The sequence below is a fragment of the Corynebacterium sp. MSK019 genome (assembly GCF_030232425.1).
Lineage (GTDB): Bacteria > Actinomycetota > Actinomycetes > Mycobacteriales > Mycobacteriaceae > Corynebacterium > Corynebacterium jeikeium_D.
Genome location: NZ_JASPJT010000014.1, coordinates 18,530 through 38,356 on the forward strand (window position 1 = coordinate 18,530; position 19,827 = coordinate 38,356).

At 58.9% G+C, this 19,827-nt stretch carries 18 protein-coding genes and 1 riboswitch; of the genes, 11 read left to right on the forward strand and 7 right to left on the reverse strand.

All coding sequences use genetic code 11. The annotated features are described in order from the left end of the window. The first annotated feature begins 193 nt into the window (after window positions 1-193). Window positions 194-336, forward strand: a riboswitch (cyclic di-AMP (ydaO/yuaA leader). Between the two features lie 14 nt (window positions 337-350). The 7 genes from QP982_RS09570 (at window position 351) to QP982_RS09600 (ending at window position 7,569) form a co-directional block, all read left to right on the forward strand. After that, the gene (locus QP982_RS09570; RefSeq protein ID WP_048731217.1) at window positions 351-929 is read left to right on the forward strand and encodes a C40 family peptidase; all 579 of its coding nucleotides are present in this window, start codon (window positions 351-353) and stop codon (window positions 927-929) included. A 346-nt stretch (window positions 930-1,275) separates the two neighbouring features. Further along, window positions 1,276-2,346, forward strand: a complete 1,071-nt coding sequence (locus QP982_RS09575; RefSeq protein ID WP_350309397.1) for an NlpC/P60 family protein — start codon at window positions 1,276-1,278, stop codon at window positions 2,344-2,346. A gap of 53 nt (window positions 2,347-2,399) precedes the next feature. Further along, complete coding sequence (locus QP982_RS09580) at window positions 2,400-3,554, forward strand: glycosyltransferase family 4 protein (protein ID WP_049192937.1); 1,155 nt, start codon at window positions 2,400-2,402, stop codon at window positions 3,552-3,554. Between the two features lie 9 nt (window positions 3,555-3,563). Next, on the forward strand, window positions 3,564-4,577 hold the full coding sequence (locus tag QP982_RS09585) for an ROK family glucokinase (RefSeq protein WP_049192938.1): 1,014 nt from the start codon (window positions 3,564-3,566) through the stop codon (window positions 4,575-4,577). A gap of 103 nt (window positions 4,578-4,680) precedes the next feature. Beyond that, a complete protein-coding gene (locus QP982_RS09590; protein WP_049170252.1) occupies window positions 4,681-5,472 on the forward strand; it encodes a lysophospholipid acyltransferase family protein in 792 nt (263 codons plus the stop codon). A gap of 151 nt (window positions 5,473-5,623) precedes the next feature. Then, window positions 5,624-6,115, forward strand: a complete 492-nt coding sequence (locus QP982_RS09595) for a polyadenylate-specific 3'-exoribonuclease AS (protein WP_149420633.1) — start codon at window positions 5,624-5,626, stop codon at window positions 6,113-6,115. A gap of 68 nt (window positions 6,116-6,183) precedes the next feature. After that, entirely contained in the window at window positions 6,184-7,569 is a 1,386-nt protein-coding gene (locus tag QP982_RS09600; RefSeq protein WP_149420634.1) for a class II 3-deoxy-7-phosphoheptulonate synthase, read from the forward strand. A 71-nt stretch (window positions 7,570-7,640) separates the two neighbouring features. Here QP982_RS09600 and QP982_RS09605 read toward each other — a convergent pair whose 3' ends face one another. Next, on the reverse strand, window positions 7,641-10,013 hold the full coding sequence (locus tag QP982_RS09605; protein WP_284870470.1) for a Stk1 family PASTA domain-containing Ser/Thr kinase: 2,373 nt from the start codon (window positions 10,011-10,013) through the stop codon (window positions 7,641-7,643). Window positions 10,014-10,092: 79 nt separating this feature from the next. On the opposite strand from QP982_RS09605, the gene QP982_RS09610 reads away from it, so the two are divergent. Continuing rightward, window positions 10,093-10,467: an Rv2175c family DNA-binding protein gene (locus QP982_RS09610; RefSeq protein WP_005510311.1), complete on the forward strand. Its 375-nt coding sequence runs from the start codon at window positions 10,093-10,095 to the stop codon at window positions 10,465-10,467. Window positions 10,468-10,497: 30 nt separating this feature from the next. Here QP982_RS09610 and QP982_RS09615 read toward each other — a convergent pair whose 3' ends face one another. The 4 genes from QP982_RS09615 to QP982_RS09630 form a co-directional block, all read right to left on the reverse strand. After that, window positions 10,498-11,478 (reverse strand): phytoene/squalene synthase family protein, encoded by a 981-nt coding sequence (locus tag QP982_RS09615; protein WP_284870471.1) that lies wholly within the window; start codon window positions 11,476-11,478, stop codon window positions 10,498-10,500. Between the two features lie 6 nt (window positions 11,479-11,484). Next, a complete protein-coding gene (locus QP982_RS09620) occupies window positions 11,485-13,101 on the reverse strand; it encodes an alpha-(1->6)-mannopyranosyltransferase A (RefSeq protein ID WP_284870473.1) in 1,617 nt (538 codons plus the stop codon). An 86-nt stretch (window positions 13,102-13,187) separates the two neighbouring features. Next, window positions 13,188-14,888 carry a phytoene desaturase family protein gene (crtI, locus tag QP982_RS09625; RefSeq protein WP_284870475.1) on the reverse strand — a complete coding sequence of 567 codons (1,701 nt, stop codon included), beginning with the start codon at window positions 14,886-14,888 and terminating at the stop codon, window positions 13,188-13,190. Between the two features lie 18 nt (window positions 14,889-14,906). Further along, window positions 14,907-16,019, reverse strand: coding sequence for a polyprenyl synthetase family protein (locus tag QP982_RS09630; RefSeq protein WP_284870477.1), 1,113 nt, complete (start codon window positions 16,017-16,019; stop codon window positions 14,907-14,909). 66 nt (window positions 16,020-16,085) lie between these two features. Here QP982_RS09630 and metF point away from each other — a divergent pair, with 66 nt between their 5' ends. Further along, entirely contained in the window at window positions 16,086-17,072 is a 987-nt protein-coding gene (gene metF, locus QP982_RS09635; protein ID WP_016423012.1) for a methylenetetrahydrofolate reductase [NAD(P)H], read from the forward strand. A 3-nt stretch (window positions 17,073-17,075) separates the two neighbouring features. Here the strand turns inward: metF and QP982_RS09640 are convergent, their stop codons facing one another. Both QP982_RS09640 and QP982_RS09645 read right to left on the reverse strand, forming a co-directional pair. Continuing rightward, window positions 17,076-17,750 carry an LppM family (lipo)protein gene (locus tag QP982_RS09640; RefSeq protein ID WP_049170257.1) on the reverse strand — a complete coding sequence of 225 codons (675 nt, stop codon included), beginning with the start codon at window positions 17,748-17,750 and terminating at the stop codon, window positions 17,076-17,078. Continuing rightward, a complete protein-coding gene (locus QP982_RS09645; RefSeq protein WP_049170258.1) occupies window positions 17,731-18,321 on the reverse strand; it encodes a GNAT family N-acetyltransferase in 591 nt (196 codons plus the stop codon). Before QP982_RS09645 ends, QP982_RS09640 begins: the two co-directional genes overlap by 20 nt. Before the next feature lie 206 nt (window positions 18,322-18,527). Between QP982_RS09645 and QP982_RS09650 the strand changes: the two genes are divergently transcribed. Together QP982_RS09650 and QP982_RS09655 are read left to right on the forward strand one after the other, a co-directional pair. Continuing rightward, window positions 18,528-19,016, forward strand: coding sequence for an SAV_6107 family HEPN domain-containing protein (locus tag QP982_RS09650; protein WP_049170259.1), 489 nt, complete (start codon window positions 18,528-18,530; stop codon window positions 19,014-19,016). A 230-nt stretch (window positions 19,017-19,246) separates the two neighbouring features. Beyond that, window positions 19,247-19,690, forward strand: coding sequence for a DUF3040 domain-containing protein (locus QP982_RS09655; RefSeq protein WP_016423008.1), 444 nt, complete (start codon window positions 19,247-19,249; stop codon window positions 19,688-19,690). Window positions 19,691-19,827: the final 137 nt, after the last annotated feature.

Here is a 19,827-nt window from a genome sequence, read left to right on the forward strand (position 1 = left end):
TAGTTGTAACAGCTTGGTAACGGTTTAGTTCTATCGATGGTAACAACCGGGCCTCGAGCGGTTTTCTGGGCAAACGGCTAGACAAAACTTGATGCCATTTCGTAACCTTATCGAGACATTGAAACGGGGCCACTGAGTTGGTGCCGGTCATTGATAAGAAAACACAGAGCCTTATCGAAGGTCCTGAGGGTCTAAGTAGTGAGAGCCTCAGGGGATTCGAGCCGGGGACCCACCTCGAACCATGGGGTGAATCCCAAAGGGAAATCCCGGAGGGTAGGAAGTCTTCCATTCTTCCGAACCCGTCAGCTAACCCGGTCGGCTAAACAGGAAGATTTTGGAGTTTCAAAACAATGGGCAAGCACCACCGCCGTTCTAACTTTGCACGCAACGCAGTCGCATTTGGCGCAACTGTCGCCGGCGTTACCGCTCTCGCAGTTCCGACCGCTAACGCTAACCCGCTGAACGACATCCAGGGCGCACTGAACGGCTTCGATACCCCGCAGGTTGCAGGTATGCAGGATGTTGTTGGCAAGTTCAACGACATCGCAGGTGAGGTTACCTCCGGCAGCGTTGCAAACGTTGCAGCACCGTCCACTGGTTCGGCTATCGTCTCCGCTGCACGTTCCAAGATCGGTTCCCCGTATGTGTGGGGCGCTACCGGTCCGAACTCTTTCGACTGCTCCGGTCTGACCTCCTGGGCATACCAGCAGGTCGGTAAGTCGATTCCGCGTACCTCCCAGGCGCAGGCTTCCCAGGGTACCGCGGTCTCCAGCCCGGCACTGGGTGACATCGTTTCCTTCTACTCTGGCGCTACCCACGTCGGCATCTTCTCCGGCAACGGCAACGTGATTCACGCTCCGCAGTCCGGCGATGTCGTCAAGGAAGCTCCGATGAACTACATGCCGGTTCACAACTTCGTCCGCTTCTAATCTGTTTGAACGGATGACAACCTGCGGGGCCTTGATACCCCGCAGAGCCTTGGCTCTCTTTTTACCGAGGGGGCACTGAGGCGAGCGCCCGGGTGCTGACGCTATGCGCGTCGTAAAGCACTATAGGGGCGCTCGCCTCATTTTTTGTTTTTCTACTGCGGTTACGCAATGCGTGGAGTCGAAGGGCTATCCTGGTTACTCCCTTTGGATACCCCTTTGCGCTGGCGGTTTGTCGGTGTGTTGTTCCGCGGCAAGGCTGCTACAATTTGCTCGAATGCGTCAAGTGGTTTGATGTTTTGTTTTTCGGGGAAGAAATTTGAATACACAACTTGAAAAGGGTTTGGATTTGTCGCGTCACCGTGTCTCTCGTCGTCGCCACAACTCTCGTCGCGGTGTAGTCGGGCTTACGGTCGTGACTGGGCTAACCTTTGGCGCCGTAGGTTTGGCGCCGATTGCCTCTGCACAGGATGAACAGCCAGCCCCGGATCTGGCTACTGCAGACGGCATTATTGCAGAGCTGGAGAAGATTTCTCGGGATACCGAAGCGGTTTCTGAGGAAGTTACCGAGCTGGATTCCCAGGTTCAGGCCAAGGAAGAGGAACTCCGGCACGCCGAGGGGGAGCTGAAGCACTCTGAGGATCAGGTTCTCCGAGCACAGGATGACCTCAAGGCGCTCTCTGGTGAGATTTCTTACTTCGCGAAGAAGCGGATGCGTGGTGAAATCGTCGACCCATTGTCGGCCGCCCTGGGATCTGCCAGTGCTCAGGACGCTATCGACCGTGCCGGTTACATCAACAAGATGTTCCGCGACAACGATGAAGTTGTCAGCCGTGCGGTGCAAGCCCGCAAGGATGCCGAGGATGGTAAGGCCAATGCGCTGCGTCTGCAGGACGATATCCGCAAGCAGCTCGATGACCTGGCCAAGCGCCGCGATGATTTGGACAAGCGCAGCGCCGAATTTGATGAGCGCGCCGAGCATGTCAAGTCCATGGTTGAATCGCTGAGCCCCGAACAGCGGGAAATTTGGATTTCCAAGAACAACCCAATTACCGAAGGGTTGGACAAACTGCTCGGATCTTCCGCCGCAGTTGATGCCGCTCTGTCGAAGCTGGGCTCCCCGTACTCGTGGGGAGCTGCTGGTCCCTCTGAGTTCGATTGCTCGGGTCTGATGTACTGGGCGTACCAGCAGATTGGTAAGTCCATCCCGCGGACCTCGCAGGCGCAGCTCGCCGGTGGTACTCCGGTGAGCCGCGACCAGCTGCAGCCGGGCGACATCATCGGTTACTACCCGGGAATCACGCACGTGGGCATGTACATCGGCAATGGTCAGATTGTCCATGCTTCCGCCTACGGTATTCCAGTCCAGGTCGTTTCCATCGACCAGGGGGGCCCGTACCAAGGCGCTGTCCGCTTCTAACTAGCGGCAGGTGACCTCGCGTCCTTTTAGTCAAGGTAGATAAACTCGGCTCCATGTCTGCGCGCGTACTGCTCATTACGAATGACTTCCCGCCTCGCGATGGTGGAATCGAGTCCTACCTGCGTGATTTCTGTGCTCGTTTGGATCCGGAGAACCTCGTAGTCCTCGCGTCCTCGCGAGCTCCGAAGGAAAAGCTCCGCGCCTACGACGAGTCGCTACCGTACCGTGTTTACCGCATGCGTGATTCCGTGCTGCTGCCACTGCCGCACGTAGCTCGTCGCGCCGCTCAGATTATTCGCACCGAACGCATTGACACCGTATGGTTTGGTGCCGCCGCGCCACTTGGTTTGCTTGCCGACGCATGCCGTCGCGCAGGTGCCACCCGCATCGTTGCTACCACTCACGGACATGAAGTGGGCTGGTCGATGCTGCCTTTGGCCCGCCAGATGCTGAGGCGCATTGGTAAGAGCTCCGATGTTGTGACCTATATTTCCCGCTACACCCGTGGTCGATTTGCGGCAGCCTTTGGTCCGCAAACAGCATTTGAACGCCTGCCTTCCGGTGTCGATATCGAGCGATTTTCTCCGGACCCCGAGGCGGGACAGAAGATCCGGCAGCACCACGGAATCGGTGAGTCTCAGCCGCTTATCGTCTGTATTTCTCGGCTAGTGCGCCGAAAAGGCCAAGATATGCTGATTCGCAGCATGCCTAAGGTTCTTGAGCAGCACCCGGATGCCAGGTTGCTGATCGTGGGTGTTGGTCCGTTGAACCGAGAATTGAAAAAGCTGGCAGTAAAGCTCGGGGTCTCCGAGCAGGTCATTTTTGCCGGCAAGGTCTCTTATGATGACCTCCCCGCCTATTACAATGCGGCCAGCATTTTTGCCATGCCCGCCCGAACCCGCGGACGTGGCCTCGATGTAGAAGGCCTCGGCATTGTCTACTTGGAAGCACAGGCCTGCGGTGTCCCTGTCATAGCTGGCAAGTCTGGTGGCGCCCCGGAGACAGTTATCGATGGCGAAACTGGCATCGTTGTCGACGGGGCCTCGAAGCGCAGCGTCGCCACCGGGCTGGTTGAGATTTTGGATAATCCGGAGCGCGCGGCGGCGATGGGAGCCTGTGGTCGGGAGCATGTTGTGCAGTCGTGGACCTGGGAGGTCATGGCTGCTCGGGCTCGCCGAATTCTCCGAACCTGCGCAATCCCTTTATAATCAACTGTTATGTCCACCGATATTCCGATTCATCCGAGCTCAGACGAGTCCGACGCCGCTGATCGCCCGGCTATCGGTTTTGATATTGGTGGAACAAACCTGCGCGCTGCAGTGGTCAGCGCTGATGGGCAGGTGCTGTATCGAGTTCAGACTAGTTCTGACGGCAGTGTGGATGCCATTGAACGTGGCATTGTCCAGACATCCGAGCGCTTGGTTGAACGCTTTCCAGATGTCAGCGCCATCGGTTTAGCTGTAGCTGGTTTTTTGGATTCTGACCGCCAGACGGTTCGTTTTGCCCCGCATCTGCCGTGGCGCGATGCGAACGTCGTCAAGCGTTTATCCTTGCTTCTCCCATGTCCGCTGCAGCTTGAGCACGATGCCAACTCGGCCGCCTGGGGTGAGTATCGCTTTGGTGCGGCTCGCGGTGCGGATAATTGGGTGCTGTTTGCGCTGGGTACGGGAATCGGCGGCGCGATGATGCAGGGTGGTGAGATTTACCGTGGCGCGTACGGCACGGCGCCGGAATTCGGCCACCTCACCGTTGTGCCGGATGGTCGTCCTTGCTCCTGCGGAAAGCGTGGTTGCTTGGAGCGTTACTGCTCGGGTACGGCGTTGGTTACCACCGCTCAGGAACTCTCTGGATCCGGTCGCTACTTCTCGCGGCTTACCGACGGGCTCGTGGCCGGCTCGGTAACTGGTACCGATGTCGTCTCGGCTGCTCGCCAGGGGGATGAATTGGCTCTAGCTGCGATTGATGACTTTGCTACCTGGCTGGGGCGTGGCCTGTCGATGGTGGGCGATGTCTTTGATCCGGAATTGATTGTTATCGGTGGCGGTGTTGCCTCGGCGTCTGATCTATACCTGGACAAGGCCAAGGCCGAGTTTGCCCGCAATCTCACCGGTACTGGCTATCGTCCGGTAGCGGATGTGCGGGTCGCTGAACTAGGTGCGGATGCTGGGTTGATCGGTGCGGCGGATATTGCGCGCAGCGTTGTGGCTGCCGAGGGTGCGGCATCGTCGTAAAGCGTCAATTGGGGGGATTGCAGGGGAATTCGCCCGCGAAAAGGTGGGGGAATGGCTGCGGAGATGGATCGTCGGACCACCTGAACCTGTATAGTTTTAAACTGTGAATAATCGCTGGTACAAGTTCTTTAAGTACATCCTCATTGGCCCTTGGCTGCGGATCTATAATCGCCCGTACTACATCGGTGGTGAGAAGATTCCTCAGGAAGGTCCAGCGCTGATGGCGTCGAACCACCTTGCTGTGATGGATCACTTTTTCTTCCCACTGGTCTGCCGCCGTCAGCTGACGTTCTTGGCGAAGGCAGAGTACTTCACCACGCCGGGCTTTGTCGGCGGTATCCAGAAGTTTTTCTTCTCCTCGGTGGGGCAGGTGCCGATTGACCGTACCTCTGGTGATGCAGCTCGCGATGCGCTGAACGCCGGCTTGAAGGTGCTGTCACGCGGTGACCTGCTGGGCATTTCCTTGGAAGGCACCCGTAGTCCCGATGGTCGACTGTACCGCGGTAAAACCGGTGCGGCACGTGTCGCGCTGGAGGCCGGTGTGCCGGTGTTCCCAATGGCGATGATCGATACGGAGAAAGCCAACCCGATTGGTTCGTGGATTCCTCGTCCGGTGAAGGTCGGCACGATTATCGGCGATCCGATTGATCCGTCGGAGTACAAAGCCAAGTACAGCGATGAGTATGAAGCGGCCAGGGCACTGACGGATGACCTGATTAAGGAAATTCAGAAGCTTTCTGGTCAGGAATATGTCGATGCTTACGCGACTGATGTGAAGAAGTCCTTGGAGGCCGGCACCGGCTATCCAGCGGGAACCGAGCCGGGGGGAGAGCTGACCACTCCGGCTCCGGGGCCGAAGCCGACCCCTCGTCGCTGGTTCCGACGCGCTCGCTAGAATAATAAGGCGCAGATAGTTTTCGCGGCAGTGGGGCTGCACACTTCCTATGGCGATTCGGTGCATGGGTAAGATTTGCTCGGTAGGGCTCCACGGTCTTTTGGTCGCGAGGTAGCCGACGCGAGGCCCAGGCTGGAGAGGATTCCACACCGTGCGTTATTTTTATGACACCGAGTTTATTGAAGACGGCAAGACTATTGATCTTGTCTCCATCGGTGTCGTAGCTGAGGACGGCCGCGAATACTACGCGGTGTCTACCGAGTTCAATGAGAGCAAGGCCGGCCCGTGGGTGCGGGCCAACGTGCTCAATCAGCTGCCCAACCCCTCATCTTCGCTGTGGAAGAACCGGGACACGATCCGCGAGGAACTGCTGGCATTTTTCACCGAACCCGGTACGGGCAGCCCAGAGCTGTGGGCTTGGGTAGGCGCCTACGATCACATTGCGTTGGTGCAGCTTTGGGGTGATATGACCAAGCTGCCGCAGTTTATGCCGCGCTATACCCGTGAACTCAAGCAGTACTGGGAGATGGCGGGCAAGCCACGGTTGCCGAAACAGACTGCAGGTAAGCACGACGCGCTGGCAGATGCCCAGCACAATCTGCTGAAGTTTCAAAAGATTGCACAGAAGTTGCCGCTTGATTAAGCAACGGAATTCGAATATTTGGTGACCTGACTAACACCCTTCTGGCAGGGGCACTACAATGAACTTCTGTGAGTTGGACTATTGATCTCCCTGTAGATGACCTGCCCGATCTGCCACCGCTTCCCGGAGACATGGCTGAGCGCTTTGCTGATGTCGTATCCCGCCAAGCCCTACAGCAGCCAAGCTGGGATGCCCGCGCCGCTGCTAACGTGCGTCGCATTCTCGAATCGGTGCCGCCAATTGTGGTTGCGCCTGAGGTTCGTAAGCTTCGTCAGGAGCTTGCCGACGTCGCTAATGGTAAGGCCTTCCTGTTGCAGGGCGGTGATTGTGCGGAGACCTTTGAGTCCAATACTGAGCCGCATATTCGCGCCAATGTGAAGACCTTGCTGCAGATGGCCGTTGTGCTGACCTACGGCGCATCCACTCCTGTCGTAAAGATGGCTCGTATCGCTGGTCAGTACGCCAAGCCGCGCTCGAAGGACATCGACGGCGACGGTTTGCTTAGCTACCGGGGTGACATGGTCAACGGCGTTGAGCCGACCGAAGAAGCTCGAGTTCACGACCCAGCTCGAATGGTGCGTGCTTACGCCAATGCCTCTGCGGCGATGAACCTGGTACGTGCACTGACAGGTTCGGGCACTGCTGACCTGCACCGTCTGCACGAGTGGAACCGTGAGTTCGTCAGCAACTCGCCGGCTGGCGCCCGCTACGAGGACCTGGCACGCGAGATTGATCACGCACTGCAGTTCATGGCTGCCTGTGGTGTTGCGGACTCGAACCTGCAGACCGCGCAGATTTACTGCTCGCATGAGGCGCTGGTTGTTGACTACGAGCGCGCTATGCTGCGCCTTTCTGAAAACGATGGCAGCCAGGAGCTGTTCAACCTCTCCGCGCATCAGCTGTGGATTGGTGAGCGCACCCGTGGCATTGAGGATTTCCACATCAACCTGGCTGCCATGATTGGCAACCCCGTCGGTGTGAAGATTGGCCCGACCACCACGCCGGAGGAGGCTGTCGCTTACGCCGACAAGCTCGACCCGTTCTTCCAGCCTGGTCGCCTGACCCTGACTTCGCGTCTGGGCAATGACAAGGTTCGCTCCGTGCTGCCTCCCCTCGTTGAGGCTGTGGAAGCTTCTGGTCACAAGGTCATTTGGCAGTGCGACCCGATGCATGGCAACACTTACTCGGCCTCCAATGGGTACAAGACCCGCCACTTCGACCGCATTGTCGACGAGGTTCAGGGCTTCTTCGAGGTGCACCGCTCGATCGGTTCGCACCCGGGCGGTATCCACGTGGAGCTGACCGGCGAAGATGTCACTGAGTGCCTCGGTGGCGCGCAGGACATTTCCGATGTCGACTTGCCAGGCCGTTACGCATCCGCCTGTGACCCGCGTTTGAACACTCAGCAGTCGCTGGAGCTGGCCTTCCTGGTTGCCGAGATGCTGCGCAACTAGTTGCATCCAGCTCAGCTAGGTACAACTAGCCCAGCTAGTGCAGCGCCGCACTCATTAGCGCGCCGCACTTTTTACAGAGTGCTGACCGAAATGCTGTCACCCGCCGTGGCCTTAGCGCCCGGTCGGGGTGACTGCAATACGATGCGATCGTCTTCGTTCGCAGAGCCGTCGATGTCGAGCTGAAGATGCTGTTTCTCCGCTTCACGACGTGCCTGCGCAACAGTTTTACCCAGCAGCTGCGGAACCTTCACTGCTCTGGATACGGTCAGCGTGACAGTCGCATCATTGGGGTTAACCAGACGACCTGCACTCGGTGAGACTGCGTCGACACGGCCGTAGTCGCGCGAGGAGGAGGACGCGTCCTTTACTTCGCTTACCTCAATGCCCTCGCGCTGCAGAATTTGGCGAGCAGTATCCTCCGACTTGCCCACTACATTGGGCACTTCGATGCCGTTGTTAATGGTCAACGTCACAGAACTACCGCGTTCGAGGCCAGTGCCTTCCTCAGGAGACACGGAAAGAACCTCTTCCGGCTCAGCAGAGGAGGAGAACTCCGCCGATACTTCTCGGACCTCCAGCCCGGCCTTGCTCAACAGCTCACGAGCTTCATCCTCTTGAAGCCCCACGATCTTTGGCACCTTCACCGGTGCTGGCCCCTTGGAGTAATGCACAGTCACAACTGAGCCAACTTCGACGGTCTGTCCTGGAGCAGGAACCGCAAAGACCAAGCCGCCGGTGGAGACATCATCGGAAAAGACGGGGTCTCCGACCTCTTCTTTCAACGTCCGCTTAGCTAGGGCAGCGCTGAACACTTCCTTTGAGTGGTTCGCGGGATATGCGGGCACAGTCGGGCGGCCGAGACTGACCAGTACGCGAACATCATCACCGCGGACAACCCGCGCTCCAGCCAGGGGGTCCGAGCCAATAATCTGGGACACTGCGACATCGTTGTCGTAGCGCTCATCAACCACCGGTTCAAAGCCCGCCTCACTGATTGCGGTCATCGCCTGTGGTTGCGACAGCCCAGTGATAGAGGGCACTTCGCCATAACGGCCAGAGCCCAGCCACCACGCGCCAAGCCCCATGCCCAACGTGGCAACCAGGGCGATAATCAGCCACAATGCACATCCACGGCGCGTCCGCTGTCGGGTAGCTCGACGGCTCTTAGGCGTCTGAGTCTGAGCAAATCGCGGCTGCGGATGCTGTGGGTGCTGTGGACCCTGAGTGTCCGGCGGCAGCGGATATTCCGGAGCGCCTGGAACGTCGGCTGGTACGAGAGCTCCACCAGACGGCTCCGGGGATTCCCAGCCAGTGGGGTTGTACTCGTCATGGCGATCGAAAGTGCGTGTCCGCCCCGCATCCGGGTCGTCGAAATCATCGAAAATATTCGGTGGTCCCGTTGGTCGGGAAGAAACGGGGCTACCGGGTGCGTCCGTCGAGAAGCCATAGCCGTCGTGACCGAAGCGCTCGGGTGCCGTCTCTGCGGTGCCGTGTCTGTCATCGAAATGGTCGTTGCCCGGTCGGTGGAAGTCCTCTGTGAGCCCCTCCATGGCGGCAGCGTTGGCGGCTGCTGAAATGACGGGCGACGGCACGCGGAATGGTGGCAGCGCGAGTTTGTCCGCAATGTCTTCGAGTGCGTCACCGAATTCCTCGGCCGTCTCAAACCGATCCTCCGGCCTGCGGGAACAAGCGCGGGCGACCAACTCGTCGAACTCCTCGGGAACGCCGTCGATGAGCTCCGAGGGGGGCGGGACAGCTTCGTTCAATCGCTTCATGGCAACGCCGAGCGAAGAATCGGCGATGAATGGAGTGGTGCCGGTAAGCAGCTCAAAGAGCAAAATACCCGCCGCATACACATCGGAGGCAGGGGAGATGGATTCACCCGTGACCTGCTCCGGAGCCAGATAAGCGACGGTGCCGACGATGACCGAGTTAGAGGTCACCTTGGCATCAGCGGCCGCGCGCACTAGACCGAAGTCCGCCAGCTTCACTCGCCCGTCCGAGGCAATCAGCACATTTTCCGGCTTGATATCGCGGTGCACCATGCCGCGGGAATGCGCCACCGATAGGGCGCGCAGAACCGAGCGCATCACGACGGCAGCTGCATGCGGAGGCATCGGACCGCGCTGACGGAGCAGTTCGCGGAGGGTCCCACCGTCGACGAATTCCATAATGAGGAAAACATGCCCCGCCGGGTCCGTGCCCTGGTCGTAGACGTTGACGAGCGACTCGTCATTGAGGTGCGCGACCGCGCGGGCCTCACGTTCGAAGCGGATGCGGAAAGACTCGTCGTCGACAAAACGCGGATCCATGACCTTTGCGGCCACCCTGCGATCGAGCCGCAAATCGGTGGCGCAGTACACGGTGCTCATGCCACCGTGTGCGATGGTGGCTCCGATACGGTAGCGACCATCGAGAATCTGCCCCTCGACAAGCTGCGACATAAACCAGCCTTCCCTGTTCCAATCAGTTGCTTCTAATAAGTATATGGGGACGTACCTACTGCAAGACCAACGCGCTAAAGTGACCAGTGTGAGAAAGATTCCAACTTGCCACGATGTCCTGAGCGCCGACGAACCCACTCTTGCGCTGCCCGATGCCGCTGACCTCATTGGCGTCACCGTCACCCGAATTCACGCGTTGCTGCAGGAGGGTCGCCTTATTGCAGTCCACCGCGACGGCATTGCACAAATTCCCGCCCGCTTCTTTGAAGATGATGAGGTCGCGCGTTTTGTACCTGGCGCACTCGCATTGCTTGCCGACGGCGGCTACACGCGAGAAGAAACGCTGGAGTGGCTATTCACCGAAGATGAATCTCTGCCTGGACGTCCGGTGGACGCCCTGCACGGTCACCTTGCACGCGAAGTAATGCGCCGCGCACAGGCTATGGCGTTGTAAAGACCCGGACGGCGTCCTACGCTCGCCGTCCTACGCCCGCGATAGCTCCTGTCGTAATCGCCCGGCCACTGCTGTGAAAAGCAGCGGGAGGGCGATTTTTGCTTTTCGAGCGCGCCCGACGTGAGCGCGCTGCGCAAAGACGTTGTAGTTCAAGTGCTCAATTTCGCCGAGAATATCAGAGTAGAGAATTTCCGCGGCACGGATAGCTTGACGCCCTGGCACCTCCAACATGTCCACGCCGCTGCTGGCTTCGGCATAGAGTGCGCGGTTGCGAGCGATGAAGTAGGCCAATGCCTGACGTACCGCCGGGGTCGTCTGTCCCGTGGTGGCACAGTAGCCGATCTCCTCGGTACCCACTCCGAAGGCCTCCCACTCATTCAGTGGTAGGTAAATACGGCCACGGCGAAAATCCTCGGCGATGTCGCGGAGGAAATTTGTCACTTGAAAGGCTTTTCCAAGGAGCTCTGCGTAGGGGGCGGCTTCCTCACGGGAGACCCCTGTGCGGGTGCCTAGGATGGGCATCATCTCAAGGCCGATGACTGCTGCGGAGCCCCACATATACGAGTCAAGCTGCTCCCATGTTTCAAAATGAGAAATATGGCAGGATGTGGCGGGCACGTCCATCAGCATGGAGTGAACAAAGTCCGCAGAGAGCTGTGGATCGATGTCGTAGTCGCGAAAAGTCTGTGCGGCCGCCGAGATGACGGCACGGTCGCGGTCGCGGTGGACGTCGTCAAGCGAACCGATGACGACAGCTGAGTGGAAAAGCTCGCTTAAACGTGTGACCGTGGCTTCGATGTGCGTGGGGGAGCGGTCGGCATCGTCGGGGCAGTCGACGTAGTCATCGACGATGCGTGCCCAGGCGTAGAGAGACCACACCGCACGCTGCTGGTGGGGTGCCAACAGTCGCGTGGCCAGGGAATATGTGCGACCGTGGGAGGTCATAATATCGCGGCAGAGCTCGTAGGATTCTGGCAGCGCGATGGTCGAGAGAGGCTGTGGGGTGGGCATGGACAACTATGCGACCTCGGTTGATCGCGACAGGGGCGCCACCGTGGAATCCGTGTCTGCGGCGGTTTTATCGTCACGCCACGGGTACTTCCAGCTGAATTTTCCTGTGGTCAGCCAGCCGACGGCCAACCAGCCGAGAACGGTGATGATAACCATCCAGGGCACGTCGTAGAAGCGGTGGTTGCCACCGCCGGCGAACGACAGCGACAGGATGAAGGTGAATATCACGGTGCCTTGAAACACCCATCGTGGCGGGCGAATCGTTCCCATGGGAGTCAACAAGCTGGCGTAGTACCAGGGCAGTGCCACGGCATTAAAAACGCAGGCCACCACATAGGCGGCAATCATGCCAGCGACATTGTTACGAGGGGTGGCCCGGAAGAAGAACCAGGAAATCACGAGCCCCACTAGCATGATGACGGAGGAGACCACGCGTGTGTGGCTGACGATGACGTTGAAACCGATGTCGTCGTTGAACCACGCCATGACGCCGGAGATCACACCAGCGACCGCCGACGGTGCTGCCAGTGGGTTAATCACCTTGGTGTTGCCACTGATCTCGGAGATCCAGCCCCAGCTCGAGCCGGTCAGCCACGTCACCACTGCAAGCGTGCCGACGCAGACTGCGACCAACACGATGCCCACACCGGCAATCGCCGGAATCTTGCGCAGCATCTCCTGAACCGTGGTGATGGGCTCGCGCCTGGTCAACACAATCCACACGACGAAGGGCAGCGCCAGGACAGCGGTGGCTTTCAGCGCGACGCCAATTCCGATGAGGACAGCAGCGACCAGGCCACCCCGCATGTGCTCCATGCGCAGTGCGGCGACTAGCGCCAGGCTGACCAACCCGACCATCAGTGCCTCGTTGTGCATACCCGCAATCAGGTGCAGTAGCACCAGTGGATTGAGCACACCGAGCCACTGTGCGAAAGCCGGATTTGCTCCAAGCTCCCGGGCGATTCGCGGGATCGACCAGACAATGGCGGCGAAGCCCAGCAGGCACACAATGCGGTAGAGAATCACACCGACGGTGATATTGTCGCCGACAATCCGCGTGATGACCTCGCCAATTCCCAGATGTAGCGGGCCATACGGGGTGGTGGTGTTCCGCCAGTCTGCTGATACCTCCAGCAGCATCGGCCCTGGATTAGCTGCAGCTCCCTCGGTGTAGGGATCAAACCCATCGCGGACCATCGCGCCCTGCATGAGATACGAATAGACATCGCGAGAGAACAGCGGTGCGGCCATCGCGAGGGGAATTGCCCAGGCCAACAGGATTGAATTAAACCGACGCAACGTGGACTCATCGCCGCCAGCGTTCGCTGGCGCGAGAGCGTCTGCTGCGTCGCCAGAATCGGCAGAACCGGCCACGATGTCCCGGATAGTCACCTTCGAGAACAGCAGTTCCCGCCCGATGCGCAGCCACGAGATAAGCAGCAGGGCGATACCTACCCAAATCACAATCTCACAGAAAATCTGACCGTGACCGTAGGTGATCCAGTCGAGTCCCAGAGCGTGGACAAGGCCGCCACGGTAGCGGTTCGCGCCGGAACCGTAGGAGCCCAGAGCAATGAGGATGCCACCGTAGACACCCAGCTGAGCACTCCGCGATAAATTCATGTCAACCTAAACAATCGATACATTGCTGATGCATTAATCCTAGTTGGTCAGTGACCACCGGCAGACATCCGGGAGACATTCAGGAGCTAAGGCGTTTCAAACCGCTGCGCTGCAAGTCGTCCTGAAATCATGACCGTCGGCACGCCAACCCCCGGCACCGTCGTCGAGCCCGCCAGCGTCAGATTCTTTGGCATCTTCGGAGAGAAGTTGCGGGGACGGAACGGCCCCGTCTGTCGGAACAGATGTGCCAGCCCAAACGGGGAGCCAACGCCCATGCCGCGTTCTTGCCAGTGCTGAGGGGTATCGATCCGACCGACTCGCCACTTCGTAGAGATCCCGGTCAGTCCGCGCCGCTCCAGCTCAGCGGTTATTTTCGCAACGTAGTCCCCACCGATTCGCGACCAGATTAGATTGGCCGACTGCAAGTTGGGGCACGGCGCGAGCACACTGACGGGTTCCCACTGCACGCCGTTCGCATCTGTGACAATACGCTCCGGCGCACTCACCGCAGGCCGGGTGACCAGCAATGACGGGTCTGACATTAGCTTTCCACGGTGCGGTGACGAGATCTCCTCAAAGGTTTCGTTCCACTTTTCGCCAAACGAAATCAGGTGATGCCGCTTCGGCCACGTCGCAGTCTCCGAAACCGGAATCAGCCCGTGCGCCACCACCGCCGATGGAGAAAATCGAACTGGGAACAACCGTCGTGCTCCCGTCCGCTTTACGACGCTCCGAAGGCCTCGCCGCTTCGATGAGCTACTGGCGGCAGCGGTAGTCGCGTCGTGAAGCCAGCTCTGCACCACAGGTAAATCGGTAGTAGCGATGACGGCATCGGTGGGACGCTCGCCAGTTGCCGTGGTGATGGCGGAGACAAAGCCCGTCTCGTCGAGTTTCAGCCCAGTGACATCAACGCCGAAGTCGATGGTTCCGCCAGTTCGGCGGACGGCCTCGGCAAGCAACTCGCCGACGGCGCCTATACCCGAACCGAATGCGGGGGAGTGCGGATAGTAAACCCCCATGGAGGTATCCATGTGGGAAATGCAGCCGTAGACCGCACGGGCTTTAGCAGGAGGTACACCTGCGTAAAGCGCCTGGAAGCTGAAAACGCGAGCGAGATCATTATCTCCGAGGAAGGCACGAATTTTAGGTTCGAGGGCGCCGAAGGCACCGAGTCGGAGAAGCGTAGTGAGGTCGCGAAGCGCGCCGGGCCCGGTGAATAGGTCCGTAACGCGGTCAAAGCTGCGGGACATGAAGTTGTCGAAGCAGGCATTGAAGAGAGTTTGCAGCCATATGCGGAGTTTGCGGTAACCGGCGACGGTGGAGTCAGAGGCACCGAAGCGGGCGAGCTCATCGGCCATCATGTCTTCGTTGGAAAACACGTCGAGTCCGCCGCGAGTGGCAAATTCCGCACGGTAGGTGGGCGTGATTGGGGAGGCCGAAAAACCCGGGTCGATATCGCGCGCGTACAGGCCGACGGCGGCGAGGGCATCGTCGACAAGCGAGGGCATGGTCCATACAGTTGCGCCAGTGTCGAAGACTGCGGTGAGCGATTGCCCGTCGATGTCGACTGGGACGGGTTCACTGGCGCAGCGTCCGCCGACGAAGCTTTCCCTCTCGACAACGGTGACATCGTAGCCATCGGCGATGGCGTAGAGTGCGGCGGTAAGTCCGGACAGGCCTGCGCCGATGATGGTCAGTCGTGGTTTGGCGCCCTTATGAGGGCGAGTGACCGCACGTCGCAGACGCGGGGAACTACTGGGAGCACGAGTGGGGGAAGCAGCAGACATGACTACGCAACACCTGGTCTAGTGCTGACGAGCGGTGGCGCGAACGCCCATAGCAATGAGGTTCTCGCGCGAGGTTGCAGGTAGGTCGGCATTCTCGATAGTGGAGAAAGCGCGGCTGGTCAGACGGTCAATTTCACGTTCGACGGCATCGGCAGCGCCGGAATCAGCGATGAGATTGCGTAGCTCATCAATATCTGCAGCAGACGAGACCGTTCCCAGGCGTTCATCGATAAAGCGGGCCTTTTCAGGTGCGGATTCTCGGTAGAGGCTCAAAGCCTGGCCGACCAGGACGGTTCGCTTGCCCTCGCGGAGGTCATCGCCGGCGGGCTTGCCCGTGACGTCGGGATCGCCGAAAACGCCCAGCTGATCGTCGCGGAGCTGGAATGCCACACCGATGTCGCGGCCGAAGCTGCGGTAGGCCTCAACCAATTCCGCTGGGGCGCCGGCAATCGCGGCACCAATGTGGAGCGGCCGCTCGATGGTGTAGGCGGCGGTCTTGAACAGATTGATTTTCTCAGCGGTCTCGACGTGACTGTCCCGGCTGGCTTCGGCCGTGATATCGAGCAGTTGGCCACCAAGTACTTCAGTGCGCATCGCCCGCCAGGGGACAAGTGCGCGGGTTAGCGCCTCCGAGCTGAGGCCTGAAGAGTGCATCATGTCATCAGCCCAGGTCAGGGCGACATCGCCAATGAGAATCGCGGCGGAAATACCGAAGCGGTCGGCGGCTCCATTCCAGCTATTGGCCTCGTGCTTGGCCTCGAATACCTTGTGGATAGTCGGTGCGCCACGGCGCGTATCAGCGTCATCGATGATGTCGTCATGAATGAGTGCGCAGGCTTGAATGAGTTCCAGGGCACTCACCGCGTTCATCACAGCCAGGGAATCCTCGGCTGGGGAGAAACGGCCTTCGAGGCCGCCTGCTCCCAACCACCCCTGCCAGGCGAAGGCTGGACGCACGCGCTTGCCCCCATTGAGGACGAAGGAGTGGAGCGAGTCTATGGCCTCGGTGTACACCGCATCGACCGACGCGACATCGTCGCCACGGTTTTTGAGGTAATTCTCCAGCGTTTTGGTAACAGTAGCTGGTACTTCGCGGGGCTGCAGCGCGGCCAAATCCAGTTCTTCGCTCATGTGAGCCTCTCGTCGATGACGGGTAATGCTGACTCAAGAATAGGACACCGCTTAGTATGAGTGACTATGTCCTCAACAATGCCACTGTCGCCAGGCCGCCAAGTGACAATCCGCCAGGCGCTTTCAATGCCGAGCGCGGGCAGTATTCCCTTCTCGGTCGAGTTCATGCCCCCGCGTGACGACGCGGCCGAGGAACGTCTTCTCCGAGCAGCTGAGGCTTTCCATGATCTTGGTGCCTCCTTTGCATCCGTGACCTACGGCGCCGGTGGTTCTAGCCGCGACCGCACCCTGCGAATCGCCCAGCGCGTTTCGAGGCAGCCGCTTACAACGCTTGTGCACCTGACATTGGTAGAGCACACTGTCGACGAGCTGCGGGAAATCCTGCGCTCTTATCTCAGCGCGGGGCTGACGAATCTGCTCGTTCTGCGTGGTGACCCGCCGGGAGACCCGCTTGGCCCTTGGGTGGAGACCGAGGGCGGTCTGCACTACGCCAGCGAACTGATTGAGCTAATTAAGGCCGAGCCGGAGTTCGAGAAATTTGAAATCGGCATTGCGTCGTTCCCGGAGGGACATTACCGCTCGCCGGATTTGGACCATGACACGCAGTACACGCTGGCCAAGCTGCGCGCGGGAGCCGAATACTCGATTACGCAGATGTTCTTCGATATTGAGCACTACTTGCGCCTTCGAGACCGCCTGGTGGAAGCCGACCCAGTGCACGGTGCCAAGCCCATCATTCCGGGGCTGATGCCGATTACATCGCTGCGCTCAGTGCGCAGGCAGGTTGAGCTCTCCGGGGCACAGTTGCCATCCGATTTGGAGGAACGCCTGATTAAGGCAGCAGATGGTGACGAGCAGGCCAATAAAGATGAGATTCGCAAGATTGGTATCGAGTTTTCGACCAACATGGCAGAGCGGCTCATCGCCGAAGGCGTGCCGGGGCTGCACTTTATGACTATGAACTTCGCTCGCGCCTCCCAGGAAGTTTTGCACAACCTCGGCATGGCGCCCGAATGGGGCACCGGCCAGGATATGCTGCGCGGCGGTTTTTAATTGCTAAAAGTCCTGCATGTCGCGAACTCTTCGCGCCCACAGGACACCTAGCACTGAGGCTAGGACACCGGCGGCTGTGGTCACACCGGCAAATAATAGGAATTGATTCCGCTTGGTGGATCCAGCCGGCGACGAAGCCCATACATTATGGTTCTCGCCACTGGCGAGCTGCCATTCCACCTTGTTCGGTTCGGTCTGGCGGCCATTGGAGTCAGTAACCTGCTCCGGGAACGCGACGACGAAATCAACCTTCGCGCCGGGCAGGTGAGTCAAATCCATGTGGCCGTTCATCGAAATCTTGCCGCCACCGGTACGGTCTAGGTCGATGTCTACGCGATCGTCGGAAAGCTGTCGGAGCGTATCGGTGAGTTCAATGAAGTGCAGCTCGTTGAACGAGACTTCCATCTTTCCTGTGGAGGAGTCGATTACTCCCTGCGAGACGCGGTCGGAGAGATCTTCCGGTACTTGCCACTGCTCAAATTGGGAACGGACTTCCTCCGTGGGTGTTACGTGAATTGTGCCCGAGACTCTGTCGTCGCCGGAAATGGTAATGCCAGCCTGTGCGTCAAAGCAGCCGCTGAGCGGCAAGATGGCGGCAATTCCGGCCATTGCTGTGGCAATGCGCAGAGGCGAAAGTCGTTGACGTGGTGTGGAAGGTTCACTCGGTGATGATGTCACGGGGAAGATCTACTCCTAGAACTGCGAAGGGACGAGAGTCCCCTGTGAAATAAAAGTTCCTTAAAACATCTTTGAAACCAAATTGGCGGTAGAGCTGCCATGCCCTATTGGCCTCATTCGGGTATTCCGGGGTTGACAACAGAACTCGCGTCTCCGGGCGGGAATCGACCAACTCGTGGAGCAACCGTTTACCGAGTCCCCGCCCCTGAAAGCTGGGGTGAATGTGAATCTCAGACAGTTCGGCGTAGTTGCCCAAGAGCTTGACGACGTCCGGTAGCGAGCGCCCGTCCATGAGCAGTCCATCTCTTACCTGGCGATACCACCAGTGCGTGTCCAATCCTGTACGGCAGTAGCCGATGCCGACCAACCTGCAGCGCGGGTCGCGGAGAGCGTGGGCAGGGGAGAGCTCTTCGGGGTGAGCTATGGCTGCAGCAGCCATGAAGCCGGGTTGAGTGGTTTGCTTCTGCCATTCGTGGAGACGACCGGGCAAGATCGCGGGGTTGTACTGCATCGCGGTGATGTAGAGAGCCACTGCTTCTTGCAGGCGGAGATTGAAGTCTCCTGCTGTCATCGGAACCACGCTGTATTTCACAGTGACCAGATTAGCGACTTAGACGAACTTAGTTGTGAGATTACTGCAATAACATCGAGTCGAACAGTTGTGCGAAAGTATGCCTGGCGTAGTCCGGGGTTGGGGATAGATTGCAGTCAATCCCGCTAAGGGGAAGCGGAAAATCCGTGCTCATGTGAATGCTGTGTGAAAGGAGAAGCAGGGTGGTGGCAAGGTCGAACGTGGTGGAGTTTAGGGCGATTTCGCAGTCGGGTTTGGTCGCCCCGGTCGGTGTCTCAAGGCAATCGCTGGAGCTGCTGGGGCGGGCAGAGGCTCTGCTAGCGAATGCTTGGAATGCCAGCTCTGATGAGATGTTGGAGCTTTCCTACTGTGCGGCGCTGCGTTGCGCAGGCGCGCTGTTGAATCGCGACGATGTGTCGGTGGCTGGGGGTTCTGGCTCGGGCGCTCGTTCGGGCTCGGTAGTTAAGCGTCGTCGTTCGGCAACACAGAGTGCCTGGTTGCGTTTAAAGAAAGAGCAGCCCGAATTTGATAGCTGGGTCACCAAGTTTGAGCAGTTCACCGCGCTGCGTGAGGAAGTCCGGTTGGGTATTTCGCGTCGCATTGACTCTCGGCGGGCGCAGGAGTTGTGGGATTTAAGTTGTGCATTCTTGGGGGCTGTCCGGGCTGAGCTGGGTGTTCTGTCCGCGGCTGCGTAAGCCGGTGGGGGCGTGTTAGAGCGTTGCTTTCCTAAATAAATGGGGGATTGTTCGGATTCATGGAACAATAGAGGTGAGTCGCCCGTTGAAGGGGTAAGAATGAAGCTAACGGACGCCGCGTTAGCAGCACGTGGCCTGTAATTAACTTTGTTGTATCGGCATTGTTAGTTGAGGGGTCAAGGCTCGCCAGTATCGCGGTGGGCAATGCTCAAGTAGGCGATGGAGGAATTGTGGGACTATCTGAGCACGAACAGCGGATGCTCGACGAAATCGAGTCTGCACTCTACGCTGAGGATCCTAAATTTAGTTCGACGATGGCCGGAAATGCGTTCAGCTTTCCGGAGGAAAACAGCGCACCTCGTGGGTTTTCCATCCAGGTTTTTGCGCTCATGCTCCTCGGTCTGCTGATGTTGATTGGCGGCGTCGCTCTTTTCTCTGTGAGCAATTGGTTCATTGTGTTATCGGTTGCCGGCTTTGGCCTTATGTTCGGTTCCGGCGTTTGGGCTCTGACCGGCGCCGGTAAGCAGGAGAAGGCTAGTTCTGCTTCGGGGCTGAGCTTTGGAAAGTCTAAGTCCGGGGCGGCAAAGAGTCGTCGAGGGACCTCGGGTAGCCGTGGCTCCTCTGGTGATTCCACGTTGGAATCGCGTTTCCGTGGCCGCTTCGAGGGGCGTTAGGGGATAAGCCTCAAGAATTAACAAGTGAGGGCAAGCCAGCGATGGCTTGCCCTCACTTTTGGGTTAAGTAAAGAAAAGTGTGTCTTTTCCGGGCGTGTTGCGGTTATTTGATCCAGCCTTTTTGGATGCCGAGGTTG

What these genes read in the sequence shown, in the direction of transcription:
- QP982_RS09620 (WP_284870473.1), bottom strand. Translation starts at nt 13,101, where the DNA reads ATGAATTTATCGCGGAGTGCTCAGCTGGGTGTCTACGGTGGCATCCTC.
- QP982_RS09570 (WP_048731217.1), top strand. Translation starts at nt 351, where the DNA reads ATGGGCAAGCACCACCGCCGTTCTAACTTTGCACGCAACGCAGTCGCA.
- QP982_RS09605 (WP_284870470.1), bottom strand. Translation starts at nt 10,013, where the DNA reads ATGTCGCAGCTTGTCGAGGGGCAGATTCTCGATGGTCGCTACCGTATC.
- crtI (WP_284870475.1), bottom strand. Translation starts at nt 14,888, where the DNA reads ATGTCTGCTGCTTCCCCCACTCGTGCTCCCAGTAGTTCCCCGCGTCTG.
- metF (WP_016423012.1), top strand. Translation starts at nt 16,086, where the DNA reads ATGTCCTCAACAATGCCACTGTCGCCAGGCCGCCAAGTGACAATCCGC.
- QP982_RS09585 (WP_049192938.1), top strand. Translation starts at nt 3,564, where the DNA reads ATGTCCACCGATATTCCGATTCATCCGAGCTCAGACGAGTCCGACGCC.
- QP982_RS09580 (WP_049192937.1), top strand. Translation starts at nt 2,400, where the DNA reads ATGTCTGCGCGCGTACTGCTCATTACGAATGACTTCCCGCCTCGCGAT.
- QP982_RS09630 (WP_284870477.1), bottom strand. Translation starts at nt 16,019, where the DNA reads ATGAGCGAAGAACTGGATTTGGCCGCGCTGCAGCCCCGCGAAGTACCA.
- QP982_RS09645 (WP_049170258.1), bottom strand. Translation starts at nt 18,321, where the DNA reads ATGACAGCAGGAGACTTCAATCTCCGCCTGCAAGAAGCAGTGGCTCTC.
- QP982_RS09615 (WP_284870471.1), bottom strand. Translation starts at nt 11,478, where the DNA reads ATGCCCACCCCACAGCCTCTCTCGACCATCGCGCTGCCAGAATCCTAC.